The sequence below is a fragment of the Agromyces sp. Y575 genome (assembly GCF_059445445.1).
Genome location: NZ_JCAIUI010000001.1, coordinates 142130 through 165581 on the forward strand (window position 1 = coordinate 142130; position 23452 = coordinate 165581).

Annotated in this window: 22 protein-coding genes; 16 read left to right on the plus strand and 6 right to left on the minus strand. The window is 68.3% G+C overall.

Going from position 1 to position 23452, the window contains the following annotated elements:
• The first annotated feature begins 16 nt into the window (after window positions 1-16).
• From leuS to holA, 5 genes are all read left to right on the plus strand, one after another.
• Window positions 17-2590 (plus strand): leucine--tRNA ligase, encoded by a 2574-nt coding sequence (gene leuS / locus AC1C2U_RS00730; RefSeq protein ID WP_495359809.1) that lies wholly within the window; start codon window positions 17-19, stop codon window positions 2588-2590.
• 112 nt (window positions 2591-2702) lie between these two features.
• Window positions 2703-3659 carry a phosphotransferase enzyme family protein gene (locus AC1C2U_RS00735; RefSeq protein ID WP_495359810.1) on the plus strand — a complete coding sequence of 319 codons (957 nt, stop codon included), beginning with the start codon at window positions 2703-2705 and terminating at the stop codon, window positions 3657-3659.
• A 125-nt stretch (window positions 3660-3784) separates the two neighbouring features.
• Window positions 3785-4456, plus strand: a complete 672-nt coding sequence (locus tag AC1C2U_RS00740; RefSeq protein WP_495359811.1) for a ComEA family DNA-binding protein — start codon at window positions 3785-3787, stop codon at window positions 4454-4456.
• Window position 4457: 1 nt separating this feature from the next.
• On the plus strand, window positions 4458-6902 hold the full coding sequence (locus AC1C2U_RS00745) for a ComEC/Rec2 family competence protein (RefSeq protein ID WP_495359812.1): 2445 nt from the start codon (window positions 4458-4460) through the stop codon (window positions 6900-6902).
• Between the two features lie 26 nt (window positions 6903-6928).
• On the plus strand, window positions 6929-7957 hold the full coding sequence (holA, locus tag AC1C2U_RS00750; protein WP_495359813.1) for a DNA polymerase III subunit delta: 1029 nt from the start codon (window positions 6929-6931) through the stop codon (window positions 7955-7957).
• Between the two features lie 140 nt (window positions 7958-8097).
• Here the strand turns inward: holA and rpsT are convergent, their stop codons facing one another.
• The 4 genes from rpsT to AC1C2U_RS00770 all read right to left on the minus strand — a co-directional run bounded on the left by rpsT (window position 8098) and on the right by AC1C2U_RS00770 (window position 11146).
• On the minus strand, window positions 8098-8358 hold the full coding sequence (gene rpsT / locus AC1C2U_RS00755) for a 30S ribosomal protein S20 (RefSeq protein ID WP_495359814.1): 261 nt from the start codon (window positions 8356-8358) through the stop codon (window positions 8098-8100).
• Between the two features lie 122 nt (window positions 8359-8480).
• On the minus strand, window positions 8481-9296 hold the full coding sequence (locus AC1C2U_RS00760) for an alpha/beta fold hydrolase (RefSeq protein WP_495359815.1): 816 nt from the start codon (window positions 9294-9296) through the stop codon (window positions 8481-8483).
• A 3-nt stretch (window positions 9297-9299) separates the two neighbouring features.
• Window positions 9300-9923, minus strand: a complete 624-nt coding sequence (locus tag AC1C2U_RS00765) for a response regulator (RefSeq protein WP_495359816.1) — start codon at window positions 9921-9923, stop codon at window positions 9300-9302.
• Window positions 9920-11146, minus strand: a complete 1227-nt coding sequence (locus AC1C2U_RS00770) for a sensor histidine kinase (protein ID WP_495359817.1) — start codon at window positions 11144-11146, stop codon at window positions 9920-9922. The genes AC1C2U_RS00765 and AC1C2U_RS00770 overlap by 4 nt, the downstream gene beginning before the upstream one ends.
• Window positions 11147-11225: 79 nt before the next feature.
• Between AC1C2U_RS00770 and lepA the strand changes: the two genes are divergently transcribed.
• The 3 genes from lepA (at window position 11226) to hemW (ending at window position 15141) form a co-directional block, all read left to right on the plus strand.
• Window positions 11226-13094, plus strand: coding sequence for a translation elongation factor 4 (gene lepA / locus AC1C2U_RS00775; protein ID WP_495359818.1), 1869 nt, complete (start codon window positions 11226-11228; stop codon window positions 13092-13094).
• Between the two features lie 155 nt (window positions 13095-13249).
• Entirely contained in the window at window positions 13250-13888 is a 639-nt protein-coding gene (locus AC1C2U_RS00780; RefSeq protein WP_495359819.1) for a DUF1990 domain-containing protein, read from the plus strand.
• Window positions 13889-13890: 2 nt separating this feature from the next.
• Complete coding sequence (gene hemW, locus AC1C2U_RS00785; protein WP_495359820.1) at window positions 13891-15141, plus strand: radical SAM family heme chaperone HemW; 1251 nt, start codon at window positions 13891-13893, stop codon at window positions 15139-15141.
• On the opposite strand, the gene AC1C2U_RS00790 is transcribed toward hemW, so the two are convergent.
• Together AC1C2U_RS00790 and AC1C2U_RS00795 are read right to left on the minus strand one after the other, a co-directional pair.
• Complete coding sequence (locus AC1C2U_RS00790) at window positions 15125-15517, minus strand: DUF4870 domain-containing protein (RefSeq protein WP_495359821.1); 393 nt, start codon at window positions 15515-15517, stop codon at window positions 15125-15127. The genes hemW and AC1C2U_RS00790 overlap by 17 nt on opposite strands.
• A gap of 134 nt (window positions 15518-15651) precedes the next feature.
• The gene (locus AC1C2U_RS00795; RefSeq protein WP_495359822.1) at window positions 15652-16041 is read right to left on the minus strand and encodes a DUF4870 domain-containing protein; all 390 of its coding nucleotides are present in this window, start codon (window positions 16039-16041) and stop codon (window positions 15652-15654) included.
• Between the two features lie 212 nt (window positions 16042-16253).
• Between AC1C2U_RS00795 and hrcA the strand changes: the two genes are divergently transcribed.
• From hrcA to era, 8 genes are read left to right on the plus strand one after another with little or no spacing between them, the layout of a single operon-like run.
• On the plus strand, window positions 16254-17276 hold the full coding sequence (gene hrcA, locus AC1C2U_RS00800) for a heat-inducible transcriptional repressor HrcA (RefSeq protein ID WP_495359823.1): 1023 nt from the start codon (window positions 16254-16256) through the stop codon (window positions 17274-17276).
• A 55-nt stretch (window positions 17277-17331) separates the two neighbouring features.
• Complete coding sequence (gene dnaJ, locus AC1C2U_RS00805) at window positions 17332-18432, plus strand: molecular chaperone DnaJ (RefSeq protein ID WP_495360818.1); 1101 nt, start codon at window positions 17332-17334, stop codon at window positions 18430-18432.
• A 12-nt stretch (window positions 18433-18444) separates the two neighbouring features.
• Entirely contained in the window at window positions 18445-19179 is a 735-nt protein-coding gene (locus tag AC1C2U_RS00810; protein ID WP_495359824.1) for a 16S rRNA (uracil(1498)-N(3))-methyltransferase, read from the plus strand.
• A 24-nt stretch (window positions 19180-19203) separates the two neighbouring features.
• Window positions 19204-19578, plus strand: coding sequence for an HIT domain-containing protein (locus AC1C2U_RS00815; protein WP_495359825.1), 375 nt, complete (start codon window positions 19204-19206; stop codon window positions 19576-19578).
• A complete protein-coding gene (locus AC1C2U_RS00820; protein ID WP_495359826.1) occupies window positions 19565-20686 on the plus strand; it encodes a PhoH family protein in 1122 nt (373 codons plus the stop codon). The genes AC1C2U_RS00815 and AC1C2U_RS00820 overlap by 14 nt, the downstream gene beginning before the upstream one ends.
• Before the next feature lie 22 nt (window positions 20687-20708).
• On the plus strand, window positions 20709-21170 hold the full coding sequence (ybeY, locus tag AC1C2U_RS00825; protein ID WP_495359827.1) for an rRNA maturation RNase YbeY: 462 nt from the start codon (window positions 20709-20711) through the stop codon (window positions 21168-21170).
• A gap of 1 nt (window position 21171) precedes the next feature.
• Window positions 21172-22488, plus strand: coding sequence for a hemolysin family protein (locus AC1C2U_RS00830; RefSeq protein WP_495359828.1), 1317 nt, complete (start codon window positions 21172-21174; stop codon window positions 22486-22488).
• A complete protein-coding gene (gene era / locus AC1C2U_RS00835; RefSeq protein ID WP_495359829.1) occupies window positions 22481-23374 on the plus strand; it encodes a GTPase Era in 894 nt (297 codons plus the stop codon). The genes AC1C2U_RS00830 and era overlap by 8 nt, the downstream gene beginning before the upstream one ends.
• Window positions 23375-23452: the final 78 nt, after the last annotated feature.

Consider the following 23452-nt stretch of genomic DNA (forward strand, 5'->3'; position numbering starts at 1 on the left):
CACGATTGAGAGTCACGTGGCACACGACCAGGACCCAGCGCACGCCGATGCCGACGCGTACGACTTCGCCGCAATCCAGGCGAAGTGGCTTCCCGTGTGGGAAGAGTCCGAGCCGTTCCGTGCCGGACGCCCGGGTGACACGAGGCCGCGCAAGTACATCCTCGACATGTTCTCCTACCCGTCGGGCGATTTGCACATGGGTCACGCCGAGGCGTTCGGCTACGGCGACACCGTCGCGCGCTACTGGCGGCACCAAGGCTTCGACGTGATGCACCCCGTTGGCTGGGATTCATTCGGTCTTCCTGCCGAGAACGCCGCGATCAAGCGCGGCGTCGATCCGAGCGCCTGGACCTACGCGAACATCGAACAGCAGAAGCGTGCCTTCCGCCAGTATGCGCCGTCGTTCGACTGGTCACGGGAGCTGCACACGAGCGACCCCGAGTACTACAAGTGGAACCAGTGGCTGTTCCTGAAGCTCTACGAGAAGGGCATCGCCTACCGCAAAGACGGTCAGGTCAACTGGTGCCCCAACGACCAGACGGTGCTCGCCAACGAGCAGGTCATCGACGGGCACTGCGAGCGTTGCGGCGCCGTCGTCACGAAGAAGGCGCTCACGCAGTGGTACTTCCGGGTCACCGATTATGCCGACCGGCTGCTCGACGACCTGAACCAGCTCGAGGGCGCCTGGCCGTCGAAGGTGCTCTCGATGCAGCGCAACTGGATCGGCCGATCCTCGGGTGCCGATGTCGAGTTCGAGATCGAGGGCCGTGATGCACGGGTCAGCGTCTTCACGACTCGGCCCGACACACTGTACGGCGCGACCTTCATGGTCGTCGCGCCCGACTCGGAGATCGCAGCCGAGCTCGCTGGTGGGGCATCCACCGAAGTGCAGACCCGGTTCCAGGACTACCTCGACTCGGTCCGTGCCGAGAGCGACATCGATCGCCTCTCGACCGACCGGCCGAAGACCGGGGTCTTCCTCGAGCGGTACGCGATCAACCCGGTCAACGGCGAGCGCCTGCCGATCTGGGCCGCCGACTACGTGCTCGCCGACTACGGCCATGGCGCGATCATGGCGGTGCCGGCGCACGACCAGCGCGACCTCGATTTCGCGCGGGCCTTCGGACTGCCGGTGCGAGTGGTCGTCGATACGAACGCGCCCGTGACCGGCGTGATCCCGGTCATCCCGCTCGACGAGAACGGCGACCCCTACCTGCCCGATGACCTGCCGGCCGACGACCCGGCGTCGACCGGTGTCGCGCTCGCTGGCGAGGGTCGGCTCGTGAACTCGGGTCCGCTCAACGGCCTGTCGAAGTCCAACGCGATTCGCCGGGTCATCGAGCTCCTCACGGAGCGCGGTCTCGGGCGTTCGTCGAAGAACTACCGACTTCGCGACTGGCTGATCTCGCGTCAGCGGTACTGGGGCACGCCCATCCCGATCATCCATTGCCCGACTTGCGGCGAAGTGCCGGTGCCCGAGTCGGAACTGCCGGTGCGCCTGCCGGACTCAGCGGGGCTCGACCTCAAGCCGAAGGGCGCGAGCCCGCTCGGTGCGGCCGAGGATTGGGTCAACGTCGCGTGCCCGAAATGCGGCGGTGCCGCGCGCCGCGACTCCGACACGATGGACACCTTCGTCGACAGCTCGTGGTACTACCTGCGCTACCTCGACCCGAACAACGACGAGCGCGCCTTCGACCCGGCAGAGGCTGAGAAGTGGCTGCCCGTCGACCAGTACGTCGGCGGCGTCGAGCACGCCATCCTGCACCTGCTCTATTCGCGCTTCATCACGAAGGTGCTCTTCGACCTCGGGTACCTGAGCTTCACCGAACCGTTCACCTCGCTCCTGAACCAGGGCATGGTCATCCTGAACGGCACGAAGATGTCGAAGTCCAAGGGCAACCTCGTCGAGTTCGCGAGCGAGCTGCAGGCGCACGGCGCAGACGCGCTGCGCGTCACGCTCGCCTTCGCCGGCCCGCCCGAAGACGACATCGACTGGGCGGATGTCTCGCCAGTCGGTTCCGCGAAGTTCCTCGCGCGGGCGTGGCGCATCTCGGGCGAGGTCACCTCGAGCCCCGACATCGAGTGGAAGACGGGAGACCCGGCCTTGCGCCGCATCACGCACCGGCTGCTCGCCGATGCGCCCGGGCTCGTCGAGGCGTTCAAGTTCAACGTCGTCGTCGCGCGACTCATGGAGCTCGTGAACGCCACACGCAAGGCGATCGACTCCGGCGCGGGTGCCGGCGATGCCGCGGTGCGCGAGGCAGCGGAGGTCACGGCGATGATCCTCGACCTGTTCGCTCCGTACGCCGCCGAAGACATGTGGCAGCGGCTCGGCTACGAGCCGACGGTCGCGCTCGTGCCCTGGCGCAAGGCCGATCCCGCACTGCTCGTCGAGGAGTCGGTGACGGCCATCGTGCAGGTCGACGGCAAGGTGCGCGATCGTCTTGAGGTGTCCCCGAAGATCTCGGGCGACGAGCTCGAAGGCCTCGCCCGCGCATCCGCTGCAGTGACCCGTGCCGTGGGTGAGCGCGAGATCGTGAACGTCATCGTGCGTGCACCGCGACTGGTCAACATCGCGACCAGGGGCTGACGGGCGGAGCGACTCAGAGCGCACTCGGCCTCTGTTCGAGAGAACGGCTGCGTCGCGGTCATCTCCGTCCTCGGATTCCCGACGGCGCTCCCAGTGTCGTTACCATTGGCGAATGCTGCCGCCGGGGTTGTCGATGTTGTGGGAGCCGGTCGACCCGAAAGCGGCGTTGCGGGAACGCTTCGGGTTCGATGGGTTCACCGCTGTCATCGACTGGGTCTCCAACGTGCTGGACGAGGTCTGGGAGATCTCGGTTGTGGATTGCGGCCGGATGGTGATCAGCGACCACAACGCCATCGTGTGGGTGGAGAGCAGCCGGGGTTCCCTCGTGATCAAGTGGTCGCGGGATCCGGAGCGGTTCGCGAGTCTGGAAGCGTCGGCCCGGTTGTTGCGAGTGCTCGGCGAGCAGAACGTGCCGGTGGCGGCACCGATTGCGGCGCTGGATGGGCGCGTTCGGGTGCTGTTGGACGGGCCGCTGGGTGCGTTGTCGATCGCGGTGCTGCCGGAATTGGCGGGCGACTGGCTGGATGCGCAGGATGCCGCGGCGGTGCGGGCCGCGGGAGCCAGTCTGGCCGAGCTGCACGACGCACTTCGTGCCTACCCGGTCGATCGATCGTTGACGACGACTGAGGTCGATGGGGTGCAGGCGCGGATCGAGGGCTGGCTGGCGAACCACGACCAGGGGTTGGCGCCGACGGCGTCGCACCGGTTGAACGAACTGGTGGCAGATCTGCCGGAGTTGGACGACGAAACTCAACTTGTGCACAACGACTTTCGCGCGGCGAACATCCTGACACGAGGATCGAGCATCGTCGGAGTGCTCGACTTCGACGAGTTGGTGTGGGACCACCGGGTGAACGACCTGGCCAAGGCCTGCGTCTACTTGAGCACGCGGTTCACCGACTGGCGGCCGACACCGGCAGCCGTTCGTCGCACGCTGCGCGCCGGATACGAGTCGGTGCGGCCGCTCGGGCCCGCCGAGACCCGATGGCTCGACGTACTGGTCCTGTGGCAAGCGATTCAGGCGATCCCGGGCACGGATGACCCGGCTGGATGGGCTGAGGCGCTGTAGCGGGTCACGGTCCAAGGGCTGGCGGGCGGCGTGACTCCTCCTCGACAGGGCGCTCGTCTCGCTCGGCGTCCGTCGCTCGACCGAGAAAGCGCGTGACGTGATCGTGCCTCGAATAGCGTGCGGGCATGCCCGCGAGCGACGTACCCGATCCGTTGGCTGCTCTCGACCCTGCTGCGCGCCGACACGGTCCTCGCGTGCGCGTCGCCGTCGGAGCCGGGGTCGTGCTCTTCGTCGTCGCAGTCGCCGTTGCTGCGCTCATGTCGTTCAGTGCGACGGGCGGCGGTGAGCAGGGCCGCATCGAGGCGTCGGGCGAGGCCGTCGCAGATGCCGACGACGGTGTGTCTGCGGCAGGCGTCGGCGCGCCACCAGTGCTCGTGCATGTGCTCGGCGCCGTCGCGAAGCCGGGTCTGGTCGAACTCGCGGCGGGCGCGCGCGTGGTCGACGCCGTCGCAGCGGCAGGCGGCTTCTCCGGCGACGCAGATCCCGCCGGGGTGAACCTTGCGCGCCTGCTTGTCGACGGTGAGCAATTGGCGGTGCCGGTGGTCGGTGAAGTGCCTCCACCGGCGGCGACGGGCAGCGGCACCGGCGCGCCGGGCGTGACCGACGGGCTCGTGCACCTGAACACCGCCGACCTCGCCGCACTCGACACGCTCCCGCGCATTGGTCCGGCACTCGCGCAGCGCATCATCGACTGGCGGGAGACGAACGGATCGTTCACGAGCATCGAACAGCTGCTCGATGTGGCCGGTATCGGCGACGCGGTGTTCTCGGGCCTCGCGAACCTCGTGGCGCTCTGACGTGCGCGACTTCCGGATGCTGCTGCCTGCGGCGGCCGCGTGGGTCGCCGCGTGGGTCGCGATCGGCCTGCCGGGTGCGGCACCCGGTGCAGCGATCCTCGCGTGGGTGCTGTGGGCAGCGGCCTGCGTCGCGGGCGGCATCGCCGTGCGCGGCGGCATCCGTCGTCGACGTCGGCTGGTGATGCGCGACCGCCGCGACCGTGCAGGCTGTGATGACCGCCGTGATGACCGCCGTGATCCGGATCACCACGCCGGGAGCACCTCGGTGCTCGTGCGGATGTCGGCGACGCTGCTCGTCACGCTCTCGGCGTGCGCGCTCATGGTGAGCGCCGCAGCACGCGGACTCGGCGCTCGCGAATCGTCGCCCCTCACTGAGGCGGCGCGGCATCACCGCACCGCGGAGGTCGTGCTCGAACTGACCGCCGCCCCGCGCGCGATGAGCACGAGCTGGTTCGCCAAGGGCGATTCACCACCATTGCGCGTCGAGGGCCGTGTCGTCGCCGTCGACGGTGGTGACACGCGGTCGGTACCGGTCGCGGCCGCCATTTCGCTCCCGACCCGCGAGCTGCAGCTGGGTGCGCGCATCGGGTTCGACACCCGGGTGGCCGCGCTCCCGAGCGCCGATGGCGCCGCCTTCCGGTTGAGTCCGACCGGTGACGTGCGGGTCCTGAGTGCACCGCCGCCGTGGTTGGGCTGGACGGTCGGCCTGCGCACCGGCTTCGCCGAGGCTGCGGGCGCGCTCGGCGGTGACGGGGGTGCCCTCGTGCCGGGGCTGGCGATCGGCGACACGAGCGCCGTCGACGATGGGCTCGATGCAGCGATGAAGGCCAGCTCGCTGAGCCATCTGACAGCCGTGTCGGGCGCCAACTGTGCGATCGTCACGGCCACGGCGTTCGCCTTCGCGGCCCTGCTCGGCGTGCCCCGATTCGTGCGAATCGTCGCTGCACTGACCGCGCTGGCGGGATTCGTCGTACTCGTGACACCCGAGGCGAGCGTCGTGCGTGCGGCGGCGATGGCGGTCGTGGTGCTCGTCGCCGTCGCAGTGGGTCGACCCGGAGGCGGCGTGGCGGCCCTTTCGCTCGCGGTCGTCGTGCTCCTGGCCGTCGACCCGTGGTACGCACGGGACTACGGGTTCGCGCTCTCAGTCTGCGCGACCGCCGGCCTGCTGCTGCTTGCTGCGCCGTTGACCGGCGCGCTCGCGCGGTGGATGCCGCTGCCCGTCGCCGCGGTGATCGGCGTGCCGCTCGCGGCCCAGTTGGCGTGCCAGCCGGTGCTCGTGCTGCTCGATCCCGCGCTCGCGCTCTATGGCGTCCCGGCGAACCTGCTTGCAGCTCCCGCAGCGCCGGTCGGCACCGTCGTCGGCCTCATCGGCTGTCTGCTGCTGCCGGTCCTGCCTTCCGTCGGGTTCGCATTCCTCCAGTGCGCCTGGCTTCCGGCGTCGTGGATCGCGCTCCTCGCCCGGGCGTCGGCTGCACTGCCGGGTGCGAGACTCGAGTGGCTGCCGGATGCCGCGGGCGCGCTGCTGCTCGCCGCCTGCACAGCGATCGCGCTCTGGCTCGTCCTCGACACGCGTCGTCGGCATCGGCGCCGACTTCGCGCGGTCGCGGCGGCGTCGCTGCTCATCGGACTCGCGGTGCCCGTCGGCGTGTTCGCGGGCGCACCTCTTCTCGGGGCGGCGACGAGGCCGGCCGATTGGGATGTCGCGGCCTGCGACATCGGACAGGGCGATGCCGTGTTCCTGCGCTCGGCGGGTGCCACGGCACTCATCGACACCGGGCCCGATCCTGCAGCGCTCGCTCGCTGCGTGTCGGTGCTCGGCGTCACGAGCATCGATCTGCTCGTGTTGACGCACTGGGACGCCGATCACGTCGGTGGAGCGTCGGCGGTGACGGGCATTGTCGGCACCGTGATCCACGGCCCGCTCGATGGCGAACGATCGAACCGGGCGCTCGGCCCATTGGTCGAGGCAGGTGCCGAGCCCGTCGAGGTCGTCGTGGGGTTCGGCGGCACACTCGGCGACGCGCGGTGGCGGGTGCTCTGGCCGAAACCGCGCGCCATGCCCGGCAACGACGCGAGTGTGGTGATCGATCTCACGACACCGAGCTACCGGGGCCTGTTCCTCGGCGATCTCGGCGAAGAGGCACAGGACCGGCTGCTGCGTTCTGCGAGCATCGGCCGGGTCGACCTGGTGAAGGTCGCCCATCATGGCTCGGCAGACCAGAGCGAGCGCCTCTACGACGAGCTCGACGCGACGATCGGCGTAATCGGTGTGGGCGCGGACAACGGATACGGGCATCCGACCGAGCGGCTGCTCGACCTCTTGCAGGCCGAGGGCACAGCCGTGGTGCGCACTGACCGCTCCGGTACCTTGTTGCTCACTGCCGAGGGCGACGGCTTCCTGCTCTGGAGCGAGCGGAGGGAAAGCGGTGTCGGTGCGGGCCCGTAGAATCGACGAAGAGAACGGGAGGTGCCGTGGCAGCGCGCACAGGGGCATCGGCCAAGACGAAGACGACGATTCCGCAACTCGCATGGCATGCGATCCGGCCCGCTCCGATCGTGCTGGTCTCGGGCGCAGAAGACGTGCTCGCCGAGCGGTCGATCACGATGCTGCGCGACTTCCTGCGTGGTGAAGATCCCGCGCTCGAGGTGAGCGACCTCGAAGCCGACGGGTATCGCCGTGGTGAGCTCATAACCCTCGCGAGCCCCTCGCTGTTCGGCGAGCCCCGTCTCATCCGGGTGAGCGGAGTCGAACGTGCGAGCGACGACTTCCTGCTCGATGCGCTCGACTACCTCGGGCAGACAGCCGAGTCGACCACGCTCGTCCTGCGCCACCGCAGCGGTGTGCGCGGTAAGAAATTGCTCGACGCTGTGCGTGCCGGCGGAGGGGGCGGCATCGAGATCGTCTGCGCCGAGCTCAAGAAAGACGCAGAGAAGCAAGACTTCGCGGCCGCCGAGTTCCGCGCAGCGGGCCGCAAGATCGCCCCGGGTGCTCTGCGCGCACTCGTGGGCGCGTTCAGCGACGACCTCCGCGAACTCGCTGCAGCGTGCCGGCAGCTCTTGGCCGACGCACCCGGCGACATCACCGAGGCGGTCGTGGCTCGCTACTACGGCGGGCGAGTCGAGACCAATGCCTTCGCGGTAGCCGACGCGGCCATCGCGGGTCGTCACGGTGAGGCGCTCATCGCCCTCCGGCACGCGCTCGACAGTGGCGCCGACCCGGTGCCCATGGTCGCCGCGTTCGCGATGAAGGTGCGCACCATGGCGAAGGTCTCGGGCACTCGTGGTGGGGGCGCGCAGCTCGCGGGCTCGCTGAGCCTCGCGCCATGGCAGATCGATCGCGCACGACGCGACCTGGTCGGGTGGAGCGACGAGGGGCTCGGTCGAGCGATCGAGGCGCTCGCGTCCACCGACGCCGCAGTGAAGGGCGCAGAGCGCGACCCGGTCTTCGCGCTCGAACGATTGGTCGGCGTGATCGCCTCCCGGGGTCGCGACCGCTCGTAGCGTCGCGTCGTGGGGGCCACCGGCTCACGACGGCGGCTTGGGCTGCGTGCGCTCCCAAGCCGTGTCGTCCGAGCACATATCGACGAACGACGAAGGCCCTGACACATCCGTGCCGGGGCCTTCGTGGAGTACGTGTCGCGTCAGAGCGCGGCGACCTGCTTCGCGATCGCCGACTTTTTGTTCGCGGCCTGGTTCTTGTGGATGACGCCCTTGCTGGCCGCCTTGTCGAGCTTGCGGGTCGCGGCGCGGAGGGCGGTCGTCGCCTTCTCCTTGTCGCCCGAAGCAACGGCGTCGCGCGTTGCGCGAACGGCGCTCCTCACTTCGCTCTTGACGGCCTTGTTGCGCTCTTGCGCCTTGAGGTTCGTGCGGATGCGCTTGATCTGCGACTTGATGTTTGCCACGTGGAGTTCGTCTTTCGTTCTTGTGCGGGTACCGGATATGCCGAGCGAAGGTAGAGGGGCCTCGCCGGCGAATCGTGCGGGGTGGGACCCACACGGAAGCCAACAGGCAACGATACCAGCTCTCAGCGGGAGTCACCAATGCGCTCGCGCGCGAGTCGGGCGGGGGATGTCTCGTGCGATCCGTGGCTCGCCCTGCGTCGCTCGGCGCCGGCGGCACGTCGGTCGAGTTCGGCGACCGCGCCGAGCACGATCGCGGCGAAGTCGTCTGGCCGGATGAGGCTGACGAGGTGGGTGGCACCGGGAATGATCACGAGCCGCCCGTCGCGGGCGGCGCGGAGCATCCGGCGCTCTTCGAATCGGAAGTGGTCGAAGCGTCCGTTCACGAACCAGACGGGTGCGTCGACATCCGCGAGCGCGGCCTCGGGGTCGAGTCGGCCGACCGCCTCGAGCACTGGCGCCATCACATCGAGCGCGACGCCGCCCGCGAGCACGTCGTCGGCGGCGCTCGGCGAGAGGAAGAGTCGGGCCATCGCGTCGTTGAGGCGACGCCCATGGTCGGGCATCGTGCCGATTGCGGCGGCGAGACGGCGATAGCCGTCGAGGGCGACGCCCCGCGGGCGCGTGCCGCACGACGCCGCCACGAGCCCGTCGAGACGGCCGGGATGGTGCGCGGCGTACTCGATCGAGATGTAGCCGCCGAGACTCAGGCCCACGAGAAGCCGCGGGATCGCAGTTTCGGCGGCGACCGGGTTCAGCGCAAGGTCGATGCTCCGCAGTGCCGCTTCGAGCGAGAAGGGTTCGCCGAGCCGCGTCCCGTGTCCGGGCAGGTCGACGGCGACCGCCTCGATGTCGTGCGCGGCGAGCAGCTCGAGCTGCCTTCGCCACATCGTCGACGAGGTGCGAAGTCCGTGCACGAGCACGACGCGGGCGCGAGGCATCCGTCAGCCCGCCCTGATCGCGCCGATTTCGCGGGCCCGTGCCACCGCAGCGGTGCGCGAACCGACGCCGAGCTTTGTGAAGCTGTGCACGAGATGCGACTTCACCGTCGCCTCGCTCAAGAAGAGGGATCTGCCGATCTCGCGGTTGGTGCGCCCTTCCGCGACGAGCGAGAGCACCTCGGCCTCTCGTACCGTGAGCCGCTCACCGCTCGCGAGCGACGCGTCGAGGCGCGAGGAGACCCCGGGTGCGAGTGCGGCATCGCCGACCGCCGCCGCGTGAACCGCGGCGATGAGTTCGGCAGGCGGTGCATCCTTCAGCAGGTAGCCGCTCGCGCCGGCCTCGATCGCGCCGAGGATGTCGGCATCAGTGTCGTAGTTCGTCAGCACCAGTACGCGGGGCGAGCCCGGTTGCGAACGAATTCGACGGGTCGCCTCCGCGCCCTGCATGGCGCCGGGGTACTGCAGGTCCATGAGCACGAGGTCGACTTCGGATGCCGCAGCGAGCCGTACCGCGTCTTCGGCCGTCGTCGCCTCGCCGACCACCTCGAGGTCGGGCTCGCTCTCGAGCATCGCGCGGATACCGGCACGCACAACGGGATGATCGTCGCTGAGCAGCAGCCGGATCACGGTGCCACCACCGGGATGCGAACGGAGACCGCGGTGCCGTCGCCGGGTGTCGATTCGATGTCGATGCTCCCGCCGAGGGCCTCGGCGCGCTGCCGGATGGCGCGGAGGCCGAAGCCGGCCGAGGCCGCGGCAGTGGGGTCATCGGCGTTCGAAGCACTGAAGCCGATGCCGTCGTCGACCACGTCGAGCGCGATCTCGTCGCCGAGGTAGCTCAGGGTGACGGATGCGTGGGCGGCATCCGAGTGCTGGAGCACGTTGGCGAGTGAACCCTGCGCGATGCGTAGGAGTGCAGCCTCGGTGGACATCGGCAGGAGGATCGGATCGCCGCTGGTGCCGAACTCGACCCGCAACGGTGTTCCCGCCTGCACCGACTGCTCGGTCGTGGCCTCGACGAGTCGCCGGAGCGCGGCGGGCAGCGTCTGCGCATCGAGCGAGGGCGGCGCGAGCTCGCGGATGAATCGCCGGGTCTCACCGAGATTCAGTGCTGCGGTCTCGCGTGCGAGCTGCAGCTTCTCTTGAGTCGCGGTGTCGGTGACATCGCGCTCGGCCGCGTGGAGCAGCATCTGGATGCTCGACAGGCCCTGCGCCACCGTGTCGTGGATCTCCTTGGCGAGGCGCTCGCGTTCGGCGAGTGTGCCGGCCTCCCGGCTCGCCGACGCCAACTCCTCGCGAGTGGTCATGAGATCGAGGATGAGCGCCTGGCGCTCCTGTGTCTCCTGCGCCATCGCGCGGTACCCGAGCCCGATGACGATCGCGACGCCGGCACTGATGAGCGGGCCGAGGATCGAGCCGACATTGAATCCGAGGTGGGTCGCGGTGCCCCAGACCGAGAGACCGAAGGTGAGCACGACGAGCGGCACGGCGATCGGGGCCGCGAGCACGTGCAGTTCGAGGAAGAAGAGCGGGAAGGCGAGGAACGCCGCATCGGGTGTCAGCGCCGACATGCCGACCCAGAGCATGAGAAGCCCGATCAGCCAGACCACTCGCGCCCAGGTCGGTAGGTGGCGGTGGGCCGCCGCGATGCCGGCGCCGTACCAGGCGAGGAACGCGACCGCGAGGATCGTGACGGAGACTTCATCGGGCGAATCGGCGAGCAATGCCCGCACGACGACGAAGAGCGCGAGTCCCACAACGAGCACGTGCAGGCCGAGCCGGAGCGCGGTGAAGACCGGACGGAGCGCCGAGGGCGCCACGTGCGCGTCAGGGATCTCGATCACGGCCATTTGCTCCGAGCGTAGCCCGGGGGCCTTGCGCGGGGCATCCGTCGAAAGTCTGAACGGAAGTCATGGGAGAATCGACTGGATGTCTCCGAGAGCTGCTAACCCGCCGGTGCCTGCCGCCACCGACCCCGCGCTGATCCGCAACTTCTGCATCATCGCGCATATCGACCATGGCAAGTCGACCCTTGCCGACCGCATGCTCGGAATCACCGGTGTCGTGAGCGATCGCGACATGCGTGCCCAGTACCTCGACCGCATGGACATCGAGCGCGAGCGCGGCATCACGATCAAGAGCCAGGCTGTGCGCATGCCTTGGGCCCTTCGACAGGCTCAGGGACCGGATGTCTCCTACGCCCTGAACATGATCGACACCCCGGGCCACGTCGACTTCAGCTACGAGGTCTCGCGTTCACTCGCTGCGTGCGAGGGCGCGATCCTGCTCGTCGACGCTGCACAGGGCATCGAAGCACAGACGCTCGCGAACCTCTACCTGGCGCTCGAGAACGATCTCGAGATCATCCCGGTGCTGAACAAGATCGACCTGCCGGCGGCCGATCCCGAGAAGTACGCGAAAGAGCTCGCCGACCTCATCGGCGGTTCGCCCGATGACGTGCTCAAGGTCTCGGGCAAGACCGGTGTCGGTGTCGAAGAACTGCTCGACCGCGTCGTCGAACGCATCCCTGCGCCGGTCGGCCGAGCGGATGCCCCGGCGCGCGCGATGATCTTCGACTCCGTCTACGACAGCTACCGCGGCGTCATCACCTATGTGCGCATGATCGACGGCCACCTGAAGCCGCGCGAGCGCATCCAGATGATGTCGACGAGGGCGACCCACGAGATCCTCGAGATCGGCGTGAGCGCCCCCGAACCGACCCCGTCGAATGGTCTCGGCATCGGCGAGGTCGGCTATCTCATCACCGGTGTGAAAGACGTGCGCCAGTCGAAGGTCGGCGACACTGTCACGACCGCCGCGAAGCCGGCCGCCGAGGCGCTGCCGGGCTACACCGAGCCGCTGCCGATGGTCTTCTCGGGTCTCTACCCGATCGACGGCAGCGATTATCCCGAGCTCCGCGAGGCGCTCGACAAGCTGAAGCTCTCCGATGCCGCGCTCGTCTACGAACCCGAGACCTCGGTGGCGCTCGGCTTCGGGTTCCGCTGCGGATTCCTCGGCCTGCTGCACCTCGAGATCGTCACCGAGCGCCTGGAGCGCGAGTTCGGGCTCGACCTCATCGCCACGGCGCCTTCGGTGATCTACGAGGTCACGACCGAAGACAAGAAGACCGTCACGGTCACCAACCCGAGCGAGTTCCCGACCGGCACGAAGATCGTCGAGGTTCGCGAGCCGATGGTGCGAGCCGCGATCCTCGCGCCGAAAGACTACGTCGGCACGATCATGGAGCTCTGCCAGTCCCGTCGAGGTGCGCTCATCGGCATGGAGTACCTCGGTGAAGACCGGGTCGAGATCCGCTACAACATGCCGCTCGGCGAGATCGTCTTCGACTTCTTCGACCAGCTGAAGTCGAAGACCGCAGGGTATGCCTCGCTCGACTACGAGCCGACGGGCGACCAGGCCGCCGATCTCGTCAAGGTCGACATCCTGCTGCAAGGCGAGCAGGTCGACGCGTTCAGCGCGATCGTGCACCGCGACAAGGCGTACGCCTACGGCGTGCTCATGACCGGTCGCCTGCGTGAACTCATCCCGCGCCAGCAGTTCGAGGTGCCGATCCAGGCGGCCATCGGCGCTCGCATCATCGCGCGCGAGTCGATCCGTGCGATGCGCAAAGACGTGCTGGCCAAGTGCTACGGCGGTGACATCAGCCGCAAGCGCAAGCTCCTCGAGAAGCAGAAGGAGGGCAAGAAGCGCATGAAGATGGTGGGTCGCGTCGAGGTTCCCCAAGAGGCGTTCATCGCAGCGCTCAGCGGCGACGTCGAGAAGAAAGACAAGAAGTAGCGTTCCGTTCGTCGCCGAGCGCTGATCGCGATGACCACGAGCCGCAGCCAGAACGGTCACAGGAGACATCCGTAGAATCGACGGATGCCTGCCGCCCGATCGCCGCGCCCGACCCGCACGCCCGTCAGGTGCCGCACCACAGGAGAGGCCGCCAGATGACCCGCCGAAGCACGTTCACGGACCAGTCGGTCACCTACGGGGCGATCGGGGCGACCCTCGCTCCCGACCTGCTTCGGTATCCGCCCGCCGGGTATCGCCCTGCCGAAGACGCGGTACGTCTGGGGTCGGGTGTCGACCGCTTCGAGCGCGCTGCTGAAGCACTCATGAGCTGGGGCATCCAGCGCGGTGCAGGCTTCGAGGTGACGGATGTCTCGGCCGGCACCGGTGCGCAGTACCCCGGCATCGTCTACGACGTCGAGGGGTCGCCGCTCGGCGAGCAGCCCGCCCCGCGCAGCGAGGAGCGCTTCGGGGCAGACGGCACGCCCTGCGTCGCCGCGGGAATGACCGCCGTGCTGCAGCGCAAGCGCCGGTTCGGTGCCGCGAAGACCCCTGTGCTCGTCGTCTACGTCATCGACGAGCCCGACCGCATCGGGTTCGCCTACGGCACGACGGGTGACGGTCCCGAGAGCGGTGAGGAGTCCTTCATCCTCGAGCGCCGCGACGACGACACGGTGTGGCTCACGATCCGATCGATCCTTGCGACCTCGGCCGTTTCGGCCCCGATGCAGCGCAAGCGCCGGCGCGAACTCACGAAGCTCGAACTCCGGGCGTTGCACCCTGCGGGCGGCGCGTAGGCGTGGCATCTGCGCTGCCTCTCGGCGATCCAGCACCGGCCGACGGGCTCCTGCCGGCATCGGCCGCCGTCGGCGCTGGCCAACGTGCGTTCGGCGTGTACATCCATGTGCCGTTCTGCCGGGTGCGCTGCGGCTACTGCGACTTCAACACGTACACCTCCGATGAGCTTCGCGGTGCGAGGCAGGTAGATTACGCCGACCATGCGATCGCCGAGGTGCGGATGTCGCGGCAGATGCTCGCGGCATCCGACCTGCCTGAACGCCTCGCGTCGACCGTCTTCTTCGGCGGCGGCACGCCGACCCTGTTGCCCGCGGCCGACCTCGTGCGGATGCTCGACGCCGTGCGCCAGGAGTTCGGCCTCGTTCCGGGCGCCGAGGTCACGACCGAGGCGAACCCCGACTCCGTCGGGCCCGAAGATCTCGTGCGACTCGCCGAGGGCGGGTTCACGCGTGTTTCCTTCGGCATGCAGTCGGCGGTGCCGCACGTGCTCGCCGCGCTCGACCGCACGCACGACCCGGCGCGGGTGCCGCTCGTCGTCGGCTGGGCACGCGACGCGGGCCTCGATGTCAGCCTCGACCTCATCTACGGCACGCCGGGGGAGTTGATGTACGACTGGGAGCGGAGCCTCGACCAGGCGATCGCGCAGCGACCCGATCATTTGAGCGCCTACGCCCTCATCGTCGAAGACGGCACGAAGCTCGCCCGGCAGATCCGTCGCGGCGAACTCGCGGCTCCGTCAGACGACCTCGAGGCGGACATGTACGAGCTCGCCGACGAGCGGCTCGCCGCAGCGGGCTACGAATGGTACGAGGTCAGCAACTGGGCGACGGATTCCTCGCATCGCTCTCGTCACAACCTCGGGTACTGGCGCGGCGACGACTGGTGGGGCGTGGGTCCCGGCGCGCACAGTCACGTGGGCGGGGTGCGCTGGTGGAACGCGAAGCATCCCTCGGCCTATGCCGATCGGGTGACCGCGGGCGTGTCACCGGCGGTGGGCAGGGAGGTGCTCGATGCGCCGACCCGCGAGACCGAACGTGTGATGCTCCTGACGAGGATCCGCGAGGGAATCGTCATCGCATCGCTGCACGCGGGTGGGCGTCACGCCGTGGCGGGTCTCATCGCCGATGGCCTCGTGGACGCGAAAACCGCCCTCTCCGGTGAGTTGGTACTCACCAGAAGAGGGCGGCTGCTCGCTGATGCCGTGGTCAGGCGCCTGCTCGACGAGTCGTCGGAGCTCAGCTCACGAACTTGATCGCGAGCGGGTAGGTGTAGGGCTGGCCCTGGTTCGCCTTCACTGCGGCGATGATGCTGAAGACGATGTTGACGATGTAAACCGCGATCAGCACGAAGATGCCGATGATGACGAAGGTCAGGATGGTGCCGACGACGTAGGCGATCGCCATGGTGATCTGGAAGTTCAGCGCCGTCGCGGTGTGCGCGCGCACGAACGGGCCCTTGTCCCTCAGGATGAGGTAGCCGACCAGGGCGGGAACGAAGCTGAAGAAGATGCCGCCGATGTGGATCAGCGTCGCCCAGAGCTTCTCGTCGGACGGGCTGAGCTGCGCGCCCTGCTGGTAGGGGTTCGCCGGCGGTGGCGGCGGAGGGGGAGGCGGGGTTGCGTCAGACATGTTGTCTCCTTGATCGGGTCGCCCGAAGGCGCGATTCGGCCTCGTCGCACGACGGGCGAGCTTTCAACCACCCCATGCTGGCACAGTGGCGCGCGCCGGGTGCGGAATTCGCCCGGCGCGCTTGGCCCGGCCGACTACTTGATGAGGCGGATCGCGAACGGGTAGCGGTAGTGCTGGCCGTCTTTCGTCTTGAGGAACGCGATGATCGAGAAGACGACGCTCACGATCCATGCCAGCCACACGACGAGGAAGCCGATGAGGATGAACGTGAGGATCCAGCCGACCACGTAGGCGATGAGGATCGTGATCTGGAAGTTCAGCGCCTCTTTCGCCTCGGTGTTCGTGAAGGAGCCCCGGTCTTTGAAGACGAGCCAGATGATGAGGGCCGGCAGGAATCCGAGGATGCCGCCGAGGTGCGCGAACGAACCCCACTGCACGTCTTGATCGGGTGCGAGCGGTGCAGCGGCGACGGGTTGGGCGGGCGGAACGTTCTGATCGGGTGCAGGTGAGTTCGGATCGGTCATGGCGGGTGCCTTTCGGGGTTCTCGGGTGAACCGCGTCTCGCGCGATGGGAAGATCGCATCCAAGGGTGACTCGCGGGATACCCATAAGCTAGCGCCGTCGCCTCGCTGCTGGCAACGGCCTCGTCGCAGGATGTCGCGATATGATTGGCACTCACTCAGAACGAGTGCTAAGTCTCAGAATGAGTGCTCAGCGTCAGACGGAAGCGAGGGTCATGGTCTCCGAACGCAGCCTCGCAGTGCTGCGCGTGATCGTTCAGGACTACGTCGCATCACGCGAGCCCGTCGGGTCGAAGACGATCGTCGAGCGGCACGCCTTCGGGGTGTCTGCAGCGACGATCCGCAACGACATGGCCCTCCTCGAAGAAGAAGAGCTGATCGCAGCTCCGCACACGTCTTCGGGTCGCATCCCGACCGATAAGGGCTACCGGGTCTTCGTCGACCAGCTCACCGACGTGCGCCCGCTGACCTCTGCCCAGCGTCAGGCGATCGAGACGTTCCTCGGCGAGTCGAGCGACCTCGACGAACTGCTGGCCCGAACCGTGCGCCTCATCGCCCAGCTCACCAAACAACTCGCGGTCGTGCAATACCCGAGCTTCGGCAGTGACCGCGTGCGTCACGTCGAACTCGTCTCCCTCGCACCCGATCGGGTGCTCTGCATTCTCATCACCGACTCGGGCCAGGTCGAGCAGCGCCTCGCCGAACTCGAGGAGCCGGTCGACGAGCGCACACTCGATGCGCTGCGGGCGCGGCTGAACAAGATCGCAGGGGGCCGGGCGATGGCGGATGCCGCTGAGGCGCTCTCGGGCGAGATCGACAGCGCCGACCAGCGGCACGCCGCTGTGCTGCACACGCTCGCAACGACGCTCGCCGAGCAGGCGCGCGCGCAGCGCACCGAGCGCCTCGTCGTGGCCGGGGCAGCGAACCTCGTGCGCACCGAGCAGGATTTCGCCGGATCGATCCTCGGCGTCATCGAGGCGATCGAGGAGCAGGTCACCCTGCTGAAGCTCTTCGGCGAGATGGCGACCGATGAGCATTCGGTGACCGTGCGCATCGGGCGCGAGAATGCGTCGTTCGGACTCGGCGAGACCTCGGTCGTCTCGAGCGCCTTCGCGATTCCCGGGCGCGATATCTCGCGACTCGGCATCGTCGGGCCCACCCGCATGGACTACTCCACCAGCATGGCGGCCGTTCGCGCCGTCGCACGCTACCTCTCCCGCACGCTCGGCGAGAGCTGAACCCGCCGCCCGTCGCACCCGACCGGCATCCGGCAATCGAAAGGACATGCCCTCCGTGGCCGACCATTACGAGGTCCTCGGCGTCTCGCGCGACGCCACACCCGACGAGATCAAGAAGGCGTACCGTCGTCTCGCCCGGGAGCTCCACCCCGACGTCAACCCGGGCGCCGAGGCATCCGAGCGATTCAAAGAGGTCACGCACGCGTACGACGTGCTCTCCGATGCCCGGGAGCGCGAGCAGTACGACCACGGAGGTCAGGGCGGCTTCGGCGGCGGTCAGAACTTCGGCGGCTTCGGCGACATCTTCGAGACGTTCTTCGGGGCCGGCCAACAGAGCCGCGGCCCGAGGTCGAGGCGGGAGCGCGGTCAAGACGCGCTCATCAGGGTCGAGGTGGGCCTCGAAGAAGTGATCTTCGGCACGCACCGCGACATCGAGGTCGACACGGCGGTCACGTGCGAGACGTGCCACGGCTCGTGCTGCCAGCCGGGCACCTCGCCCGTCACCTGCGACATCTGCCATGGCACCGGATCGATCCAGCGCTCGGTGCGTTCGTTGCTCGGCAACGTCATGACCTCGAGCCCCTGCGGCACCTGCCGCGGCTACGGCACGATCATCGCGACGCCGTGCGTGACCTGCCAGGGGCAGGGCCGCGTGCGTGCGCGTCGAACGGTGCCGGTCGATGTCCCCGCCGGTGTCGACACCGGCGTGCGCCTCCAGATGCCGGGCTCCGGCGAGGCCGGCCCCGCCGGCGGTCCGAACGGCGACCTGTATCTCGAGATCAAGGTCAAGAACCATGAGGTGTTCAGCCGCAACGGCGATGACCTGCTGTGCACACTCGAGGTCGCGATGACCGACGCGGTCCTCGGCACGACGGCCAACATCCCCGCGCTCGACGGCGACGTCGAGCTCGAGCTGAAGGCAGGGCTCCAGAGTGGCGAGATCCTCACCGTGAAAGACCGAGGCGTCACGCGGCTGCGCGGTGCAGGCCGCGGCGACCTGAAGGTCGGCGTGCAGATCGTCACCCCCACGAGGCTCTCCTCGAAGGAACGCGAGCTCATGCAGCAGTTCGCAGCCTCGAAGAAGGCGCCCGAGCCTGAACTCAGCCACTTCCAGCAGGGCATCTTCGCCCGGCTGCGTGACCGGTTCCTCGGTTAGGCGGATGCACCGGTGAGCCACCTCTACCTCGGCGAATCGCTCGACCTCGCGACCGTCGTATCCGGCGGCACCGTCGCGCTCTCCGGAGACGAGGCGCGGCACGCCGTGACCGTCTCAAGGGTGCGAACGGGCGAGCGCATCGCGATCGGCGACGGCCATGGCACGCTCGTTCACGGGATCGTGGCCTCGACGGGTGCGCGTGAACTCGAGCTCACCGTCGACGAGGTCATCGCCGAACGGCCGCCGGCACCGCGCATCACCCTCGTGCAGGCTCTGGCGAAGGGTGACCGCGACGAACTCGCGGTGCAGGCGGCGACCGAGCTCGGCGTCGACGCGATCGTGCCATGGGCGGCGAGCCGCTCCGTCTCCCGGTGGGAGGGCCCGAAAGCCGAGAAGGGTCGCCTGCGATGGGCTTCGATCGTGCGCGAGGCCGTCAAGCAATCGATCCGCGCCTGGTTGCCTGTGGTCTCGCCGGTCGCGACGACCGCGCAGCTCGCCGAGCGACTCGGCGGGCAACGGATGCTGCTGCTCGAGCCGACGGCGACGGCGATGCTGACCGACATCCGGCCCGATGGGCGTGATCTTGCGCTCGTGGTCGGTCCCGAGGGCGGCATCACCCCGGCCGAGTTGGAGCGCCTCACCGCTGCCGGTGCCGAACCCGTGCGGCTCGGGGCATCCGTGCTTCGTACCTCGACGGCCGGGCCGGCCGCGATCGCTGTGCTGAACGCGGCACTCGGGCGGTGGTGAGGCATCCGTCGCTACGATGGTGGAATGACCTCGTCCCGCGCAGAACCGACTCTCTTCGAGCGAATCGCCGCTCGTGAGATCCCCGCGCGACTGGTTGCGGAGACCGACCGCATCATCGCCTTCCACGACATCGCGCCCAAGGCGCCGGTGCACGTCGTGGTGACCCCGAAGTCGGGGGAGTACCGCGATGTCGTCGAGCTCGCGGCCGGCGACCCGGGGCTCCTCGCCGAACTCGTCGAGGTCGCGCACGGCGTCGCCGACGAACTCGCCGACGGCCAGTTCCGTCTCGTCTTCAACACCGGTGCCGCCGCCGGTCAGACCATCTTCCACGTGCACGCGCACGTGCTCGCGGACAGCCGTGACGGCGGTCTCGAGGAGGCCACGCTTGCCGGTGAGTGACCCCATCGGCGCCGGAGACGCCTCGCAGCCCGCCGAGGCCGACGAGGAACGGCTCAGCATCGACGGCATCGCCATGGTGCGGCTGCTCGGTCCGCAGGACCGCCTGCTCACGACCATCCAGCGCGAATATCCCGGCGTGGCCGTGCACGTGCGCGGCAACGAGATCGCGATCCGCGGCGACGTCGACGATCGCGTGCGCGTGCGCCGCCTCATCGAAGAACTGCTGGAGCTCGTGAAGAACGGGCAAGACCCCACCCCCACCGAAGTGAGGAGCTCGGCCCGCATGCTCGACGCCGATCCCAATGCCAAGCCGTCCGAACTGCTCGGGCAGGTGATCGTCTCGAGCCGCGGCAAGACCATCCGGCCCAAAACCGCGGGGCAGCGGCGCTACGTCGACGCGATCGACGAGCACACCATCGTCTTCGGCATCGGCCCAGCAGGCACCGGCAAGACGTACCTCGCGATGGCCAAGGCCGTGCAGGCGTTGCAGCGCAAAGAGGTCAGTCGCATCATCTTGACGAGACCGGCCGTCGAGGCGGGGGAGCGGCTCGGGTTCCTCCCCGGTACGTTGACGGACAAGATCGATCCGTACCTGCGCCCGCTCTACGACGCGCTCAACGAGATGATGGACCCAGAGCTCCTGCCGAAGCTGCTCGCGTCCGGCACGATCGAGGTCGCACCGCTGGCCTACATGCGCGGACGGACGTTGAACGACTCGTTCGTCGTGCTCGACGAGGCGCAGAACACCACGCCCGAACAGATGAAGATGTTCCTCACCCGCCTCGGATTCGGATCGCAGATGGTCGTCACCGGCGACATCACCCAGATCGACCTCCCGGGTGGCGCGAGCGGACTCCGGCTCGTCACCCGAATCCTCGACCACGTCGACGACGTCGAGTTCGTGCACCTCACGAGCGACGACGTCGTTCGGCACACCCTCGTCGGCCGCATCGTCGACGCGTACACCGAGTACGACCAGCGCCAGCAGGCGCAGCGATTCGAACGAGACCAGGCACGAGAGTTCGCGAACCGTGCCGAACGGCGCGGACACCAGGGTCCGCGCGACCACCAGCCACGGCTCGGCAAACGAGATGGACAGGCCAAGTGAGCAAGAAGGAGAGGTTCACGGCGTGAGCATCGAGATCAACAACGAATCGGCGATCGAGGTCGACGAGGCCGCCATCCAGCGGCTGGCCGTCTATGCGCTCGACGCCATGCACGTGCATTCCGACGCGGAGCTCGCGATCGTGCTCGTCGACGAGGGCGCCATGGAGCAACTGCACGTGCAGTGGATGGACGAACCCGGCCCCACCGATGTGCTGAGCTTTCCGATGGACGAGCTGCGGCCGGGCACCGAGGAGTCGCCCACTCCGCCCGGGCTGCTCGGTGACGTCGTGCTGTGCCCGCAGGTGGCCGAGGCGCAGGCACGCGCAGCGGGGCATCCGCTCATCGACGAACTGATGCTGCTGACGGCCCATGGAATCCTTCACCTGCTCGGCTTCGACCACGCCGATCCGGCAGAAGAGAAGGAGATGTTCGGCGTCCAGCGCGACATCCTCGTCGGGTTCTCAATGCAGGAGCGGCGCCGCTGACATGCAGCCGTGGATCTTCCTCGGCGCGGCCTTCGTGCTCGTCGCATTCGGCGGGCTCATGGCCGCCGTCGATTCGGCCATAGCGTCGAGCTCGCGTGCCGACGTGACCGAGTTCGCGCTCGAATCCCGCTCCCGGCGCTCGCTCCTCGCGATCGCCGTCGACACCGGCGCGCACGTCAACACGGTCAACTTCCTGCGCATCATCGCCGAGACGACCGCAGCGGTGCTCGTGACCCTCGCCTTCGCGTCGTTCCTCGACAATGTGTGGCTCGTGCTGCTGTACTCGGCGCTCATCATGACCGCTGTGTCGTTCGTGCTCGTCGGCACCAGTCCGCGCAGCGTGGGCCGAGTCAACGCAGAGACGGTGCTGCGACTGACCGCGACGCTCGTGCACTTCCTGCGTGTGCTGCTCGGGCCGCTGGCCGGCGCCCTCGTCTCGCTCGGGAACCGGGTCACCCCTGGGCGGGCCCGGTTCGGCGGGGTCTCGAGCGAAGAGGAACTGCTCAGCATGGTCGACGAGGCGACCGAGCTCGAGGTGCTCGAAGAGGGCGACCGTGAGCTCATCCACTCGATCTTCGAGTTCAACGACACCGTCGTTCGCGAGGTCATGGTGCCGCGTACCGACATGATCACGATCGAGTCGTCGGCGCATCTCTCGCACGCAATGGCCGTCTTCCTGAACGCCGGCTACTCGCGCGTTCCGGTGATCGAGCGTGACGCAGACGACGTCACCGGCATCCTCTATCTGCGCGATCTGGCCCGTCTCAGTTTCGAGCGCCCGCTCGACGCTGAGGGACTCACTGTCGGCGAACTCGTGCGACCGGCGGCGTTCGTTCCCGAATCGATGAAGGCCGACGCGCTTCTGCGTCAGATGCAGCTCGAGTCGAACCACCTCGCGATGGTCGTCGACGAGTACGGCGGCATCGCCGGACTCGTGACGCTCGAAGACCTGATCGAGGAACTCGTCGGCGACATCTCCGACGAGTACGACCGCGAGGCCGCTCAAGTCGAAGAGCTGGGTGATGGGCGGTTCCGCGTGAATGCGCGATTGCCGGTTGACGAGCTCGGCGAGCTCTTCGGCCTCGACCTCGACGACGAAGACGTCGACTCAGTGGGCGGCCTGTTCGCGAAAGAGCTCGGCCGCCTCGCGCTGTCGGGTGAACGCGTCACCGTGTCGGGCCTCGTGCTCGAGGCGGAGCGTACGGAAGGCCGACGCAAGCGCATCTCGACGATCCTCGTCGAACGCGATCAGGCGCTCATCGACGTGCAGAGCGCGTTCGAGTCGAGCGGCCCCGATGGAAGGAACAGCCGTGGCTGAGTACCGTGCCGGATTCGTCTCGTTCGTCGGGCGACCCAACGTCGGCAAGTCGACGCTCACGAACGCGCTCGTGGGTGAGAAGGTCGCCATCACGAGCTCGAAGCCGCAGACGACGCGGCGCGCCATTCGCGGCATCGTGCACCGCCCCGACGGGCAGTTGATCCTCGTCGACACCCCCGGCCTGCACCGGCCTCGCACTCTGCTCGGCGAACGACTCAACGCCCTCGTGCAATCGACGCTCGGCAACGTCGACGTGATCGCGTTCTGCGTGCCTGCGAACGAGCCGATCGGCCCGGGAGATCGATTCATCAACGAGCAGCTCGAGCACTATCCGCGGGCCAAGAAGGTCGCGATCGTCACCAAGACGGATGCCGCGTCGAAGAAGCAGATCGCCGAGCACTTGCTCGCGGTGTCGGAGCTCCGCGAGTGGGCGGCGATCATTCCCGTGTCGGCCCCGCGCGGTGAGCAGCTCGATGTGCTCGTCGCCGAACTGCTGGCGCTCCTTCCCGAGTCTGAGCAGCCGCTGTACCCGGCAGAGACCCTGACCGACGAAGACCCGGCCGAGCGCATCGCCGAGTTCATCCGCGAGGCCGCGCTCGAGGGCGTCTCCGACGAGCTGCCGCACTCGATCGCGGTCACCGTCGACGACATGGTCGAGCGAGAAGACAAAGACCTGCTCGAGATCTACGCGAATCTCTACGTCGAGCGCGACAGCCAGAAGGGCATCATCATCGGCAAGGGAGGGTCGCGCCTGCGCGAGGTCGGCACGACCGCTCGGGCGCAGATCGAGGGCCTACTCGGCCGCAAGGTGCACCTCGCGCTGCACGTGAAGGTCGCAAAGGAGTGGCAGCGCGACCCGAAGCAGCTCGGCCGCCTCGGCTTCTGACGCGGTCTGGTGCTTCGGCCCGCATACCTCTCGAGGATGATTCCGGGCGCCGGCTGAAGCTGTGCCACCGGTGAGCGC

Excerpts from the sequence above, each read along its gene's own strand:
- lepA (WP_495359818.1), top strand. The coding sequence starts at position 11,226 with ATGTCTCCGAGAGCTGCTAACCCGCCGGTGCCTGCCGCCACCGACCCC.
- AC1C2U_RS00790 (WP_495359821.1), bottom strand. The coding sequence starts at position 15,517 with ATGTCTGACGCAACCCCGCCTCCCCCTCCGCCGCCACCGCCGGCGAAC.
- AC1C2U_RS00830 (WP_495359828.1), top strand. The coding sequence starts at position 21,172 with ATGCAGCCGTGGATCTTCCTCGGCGCGGCCTTCGTGCTCGTCGCATTC.
- hrcA (WP_495359823.1), top strand. The coding sequence starts at position 16,254 with ATGGTCTCCGAACGCAGCCTCGCAGTGCTGCGCGTGATCGTTCAGGAC.
- AC1C2U_RS00780 (WP_495359819.1), top strand. The coding sequence starts at position 13,250 with ATGACCCGCCGAAGCACGTTCACGGACCAGTCGGTCACCTACGGGGCG.
- AC1C2U_RS00795 (WP_495359822.1), bottom strand. The coding sequence starts at position 16,041 with ATGACCGATCCGAACTCACCTGCACCCGATCAGAACGTTCCGCCCGCC.
- AC1C2U_RS00815 (WP_495359825.1), top strand. The coding sequence starts at position 19,204 with ATGACCTCGTCCCGCGCAGAACCGACTCTCTTCGAGCGAATCGCCGCT.
- AC1C2U_RS00735 (WP_495359810.1), top strand. The coding sequence starts at position 2,703 with ATGCTGCCGCCGGGGTTGTCGATGTTGTGGGAGCCGGTCGACCCGAAA.
- AC1C2U_RS00740 (WP_495359811.1), top strand. The coding sequence starts at position 3,785 with ATGCCCGCGAGCGACGTACCCGATCCGTTGGCTGCTCTCGACCCTGCT.
- AC1C2U_RS00760 (WP_495359815.1), bottom strand. The coding sequence starts at position 9,296 with ATGCCTCGCGCCCGCGTCGTGCTCGTGCACGGACTTCGCACCTCGTCG.
- AC1C2U_RS00770 (WP_495359817.1), bottom strand. The coding sequence starts at position 11,146 with ATGGCCGTGATCGAGATCCCTGACGCGCACGTGGCGCCCTCGGCGCTC.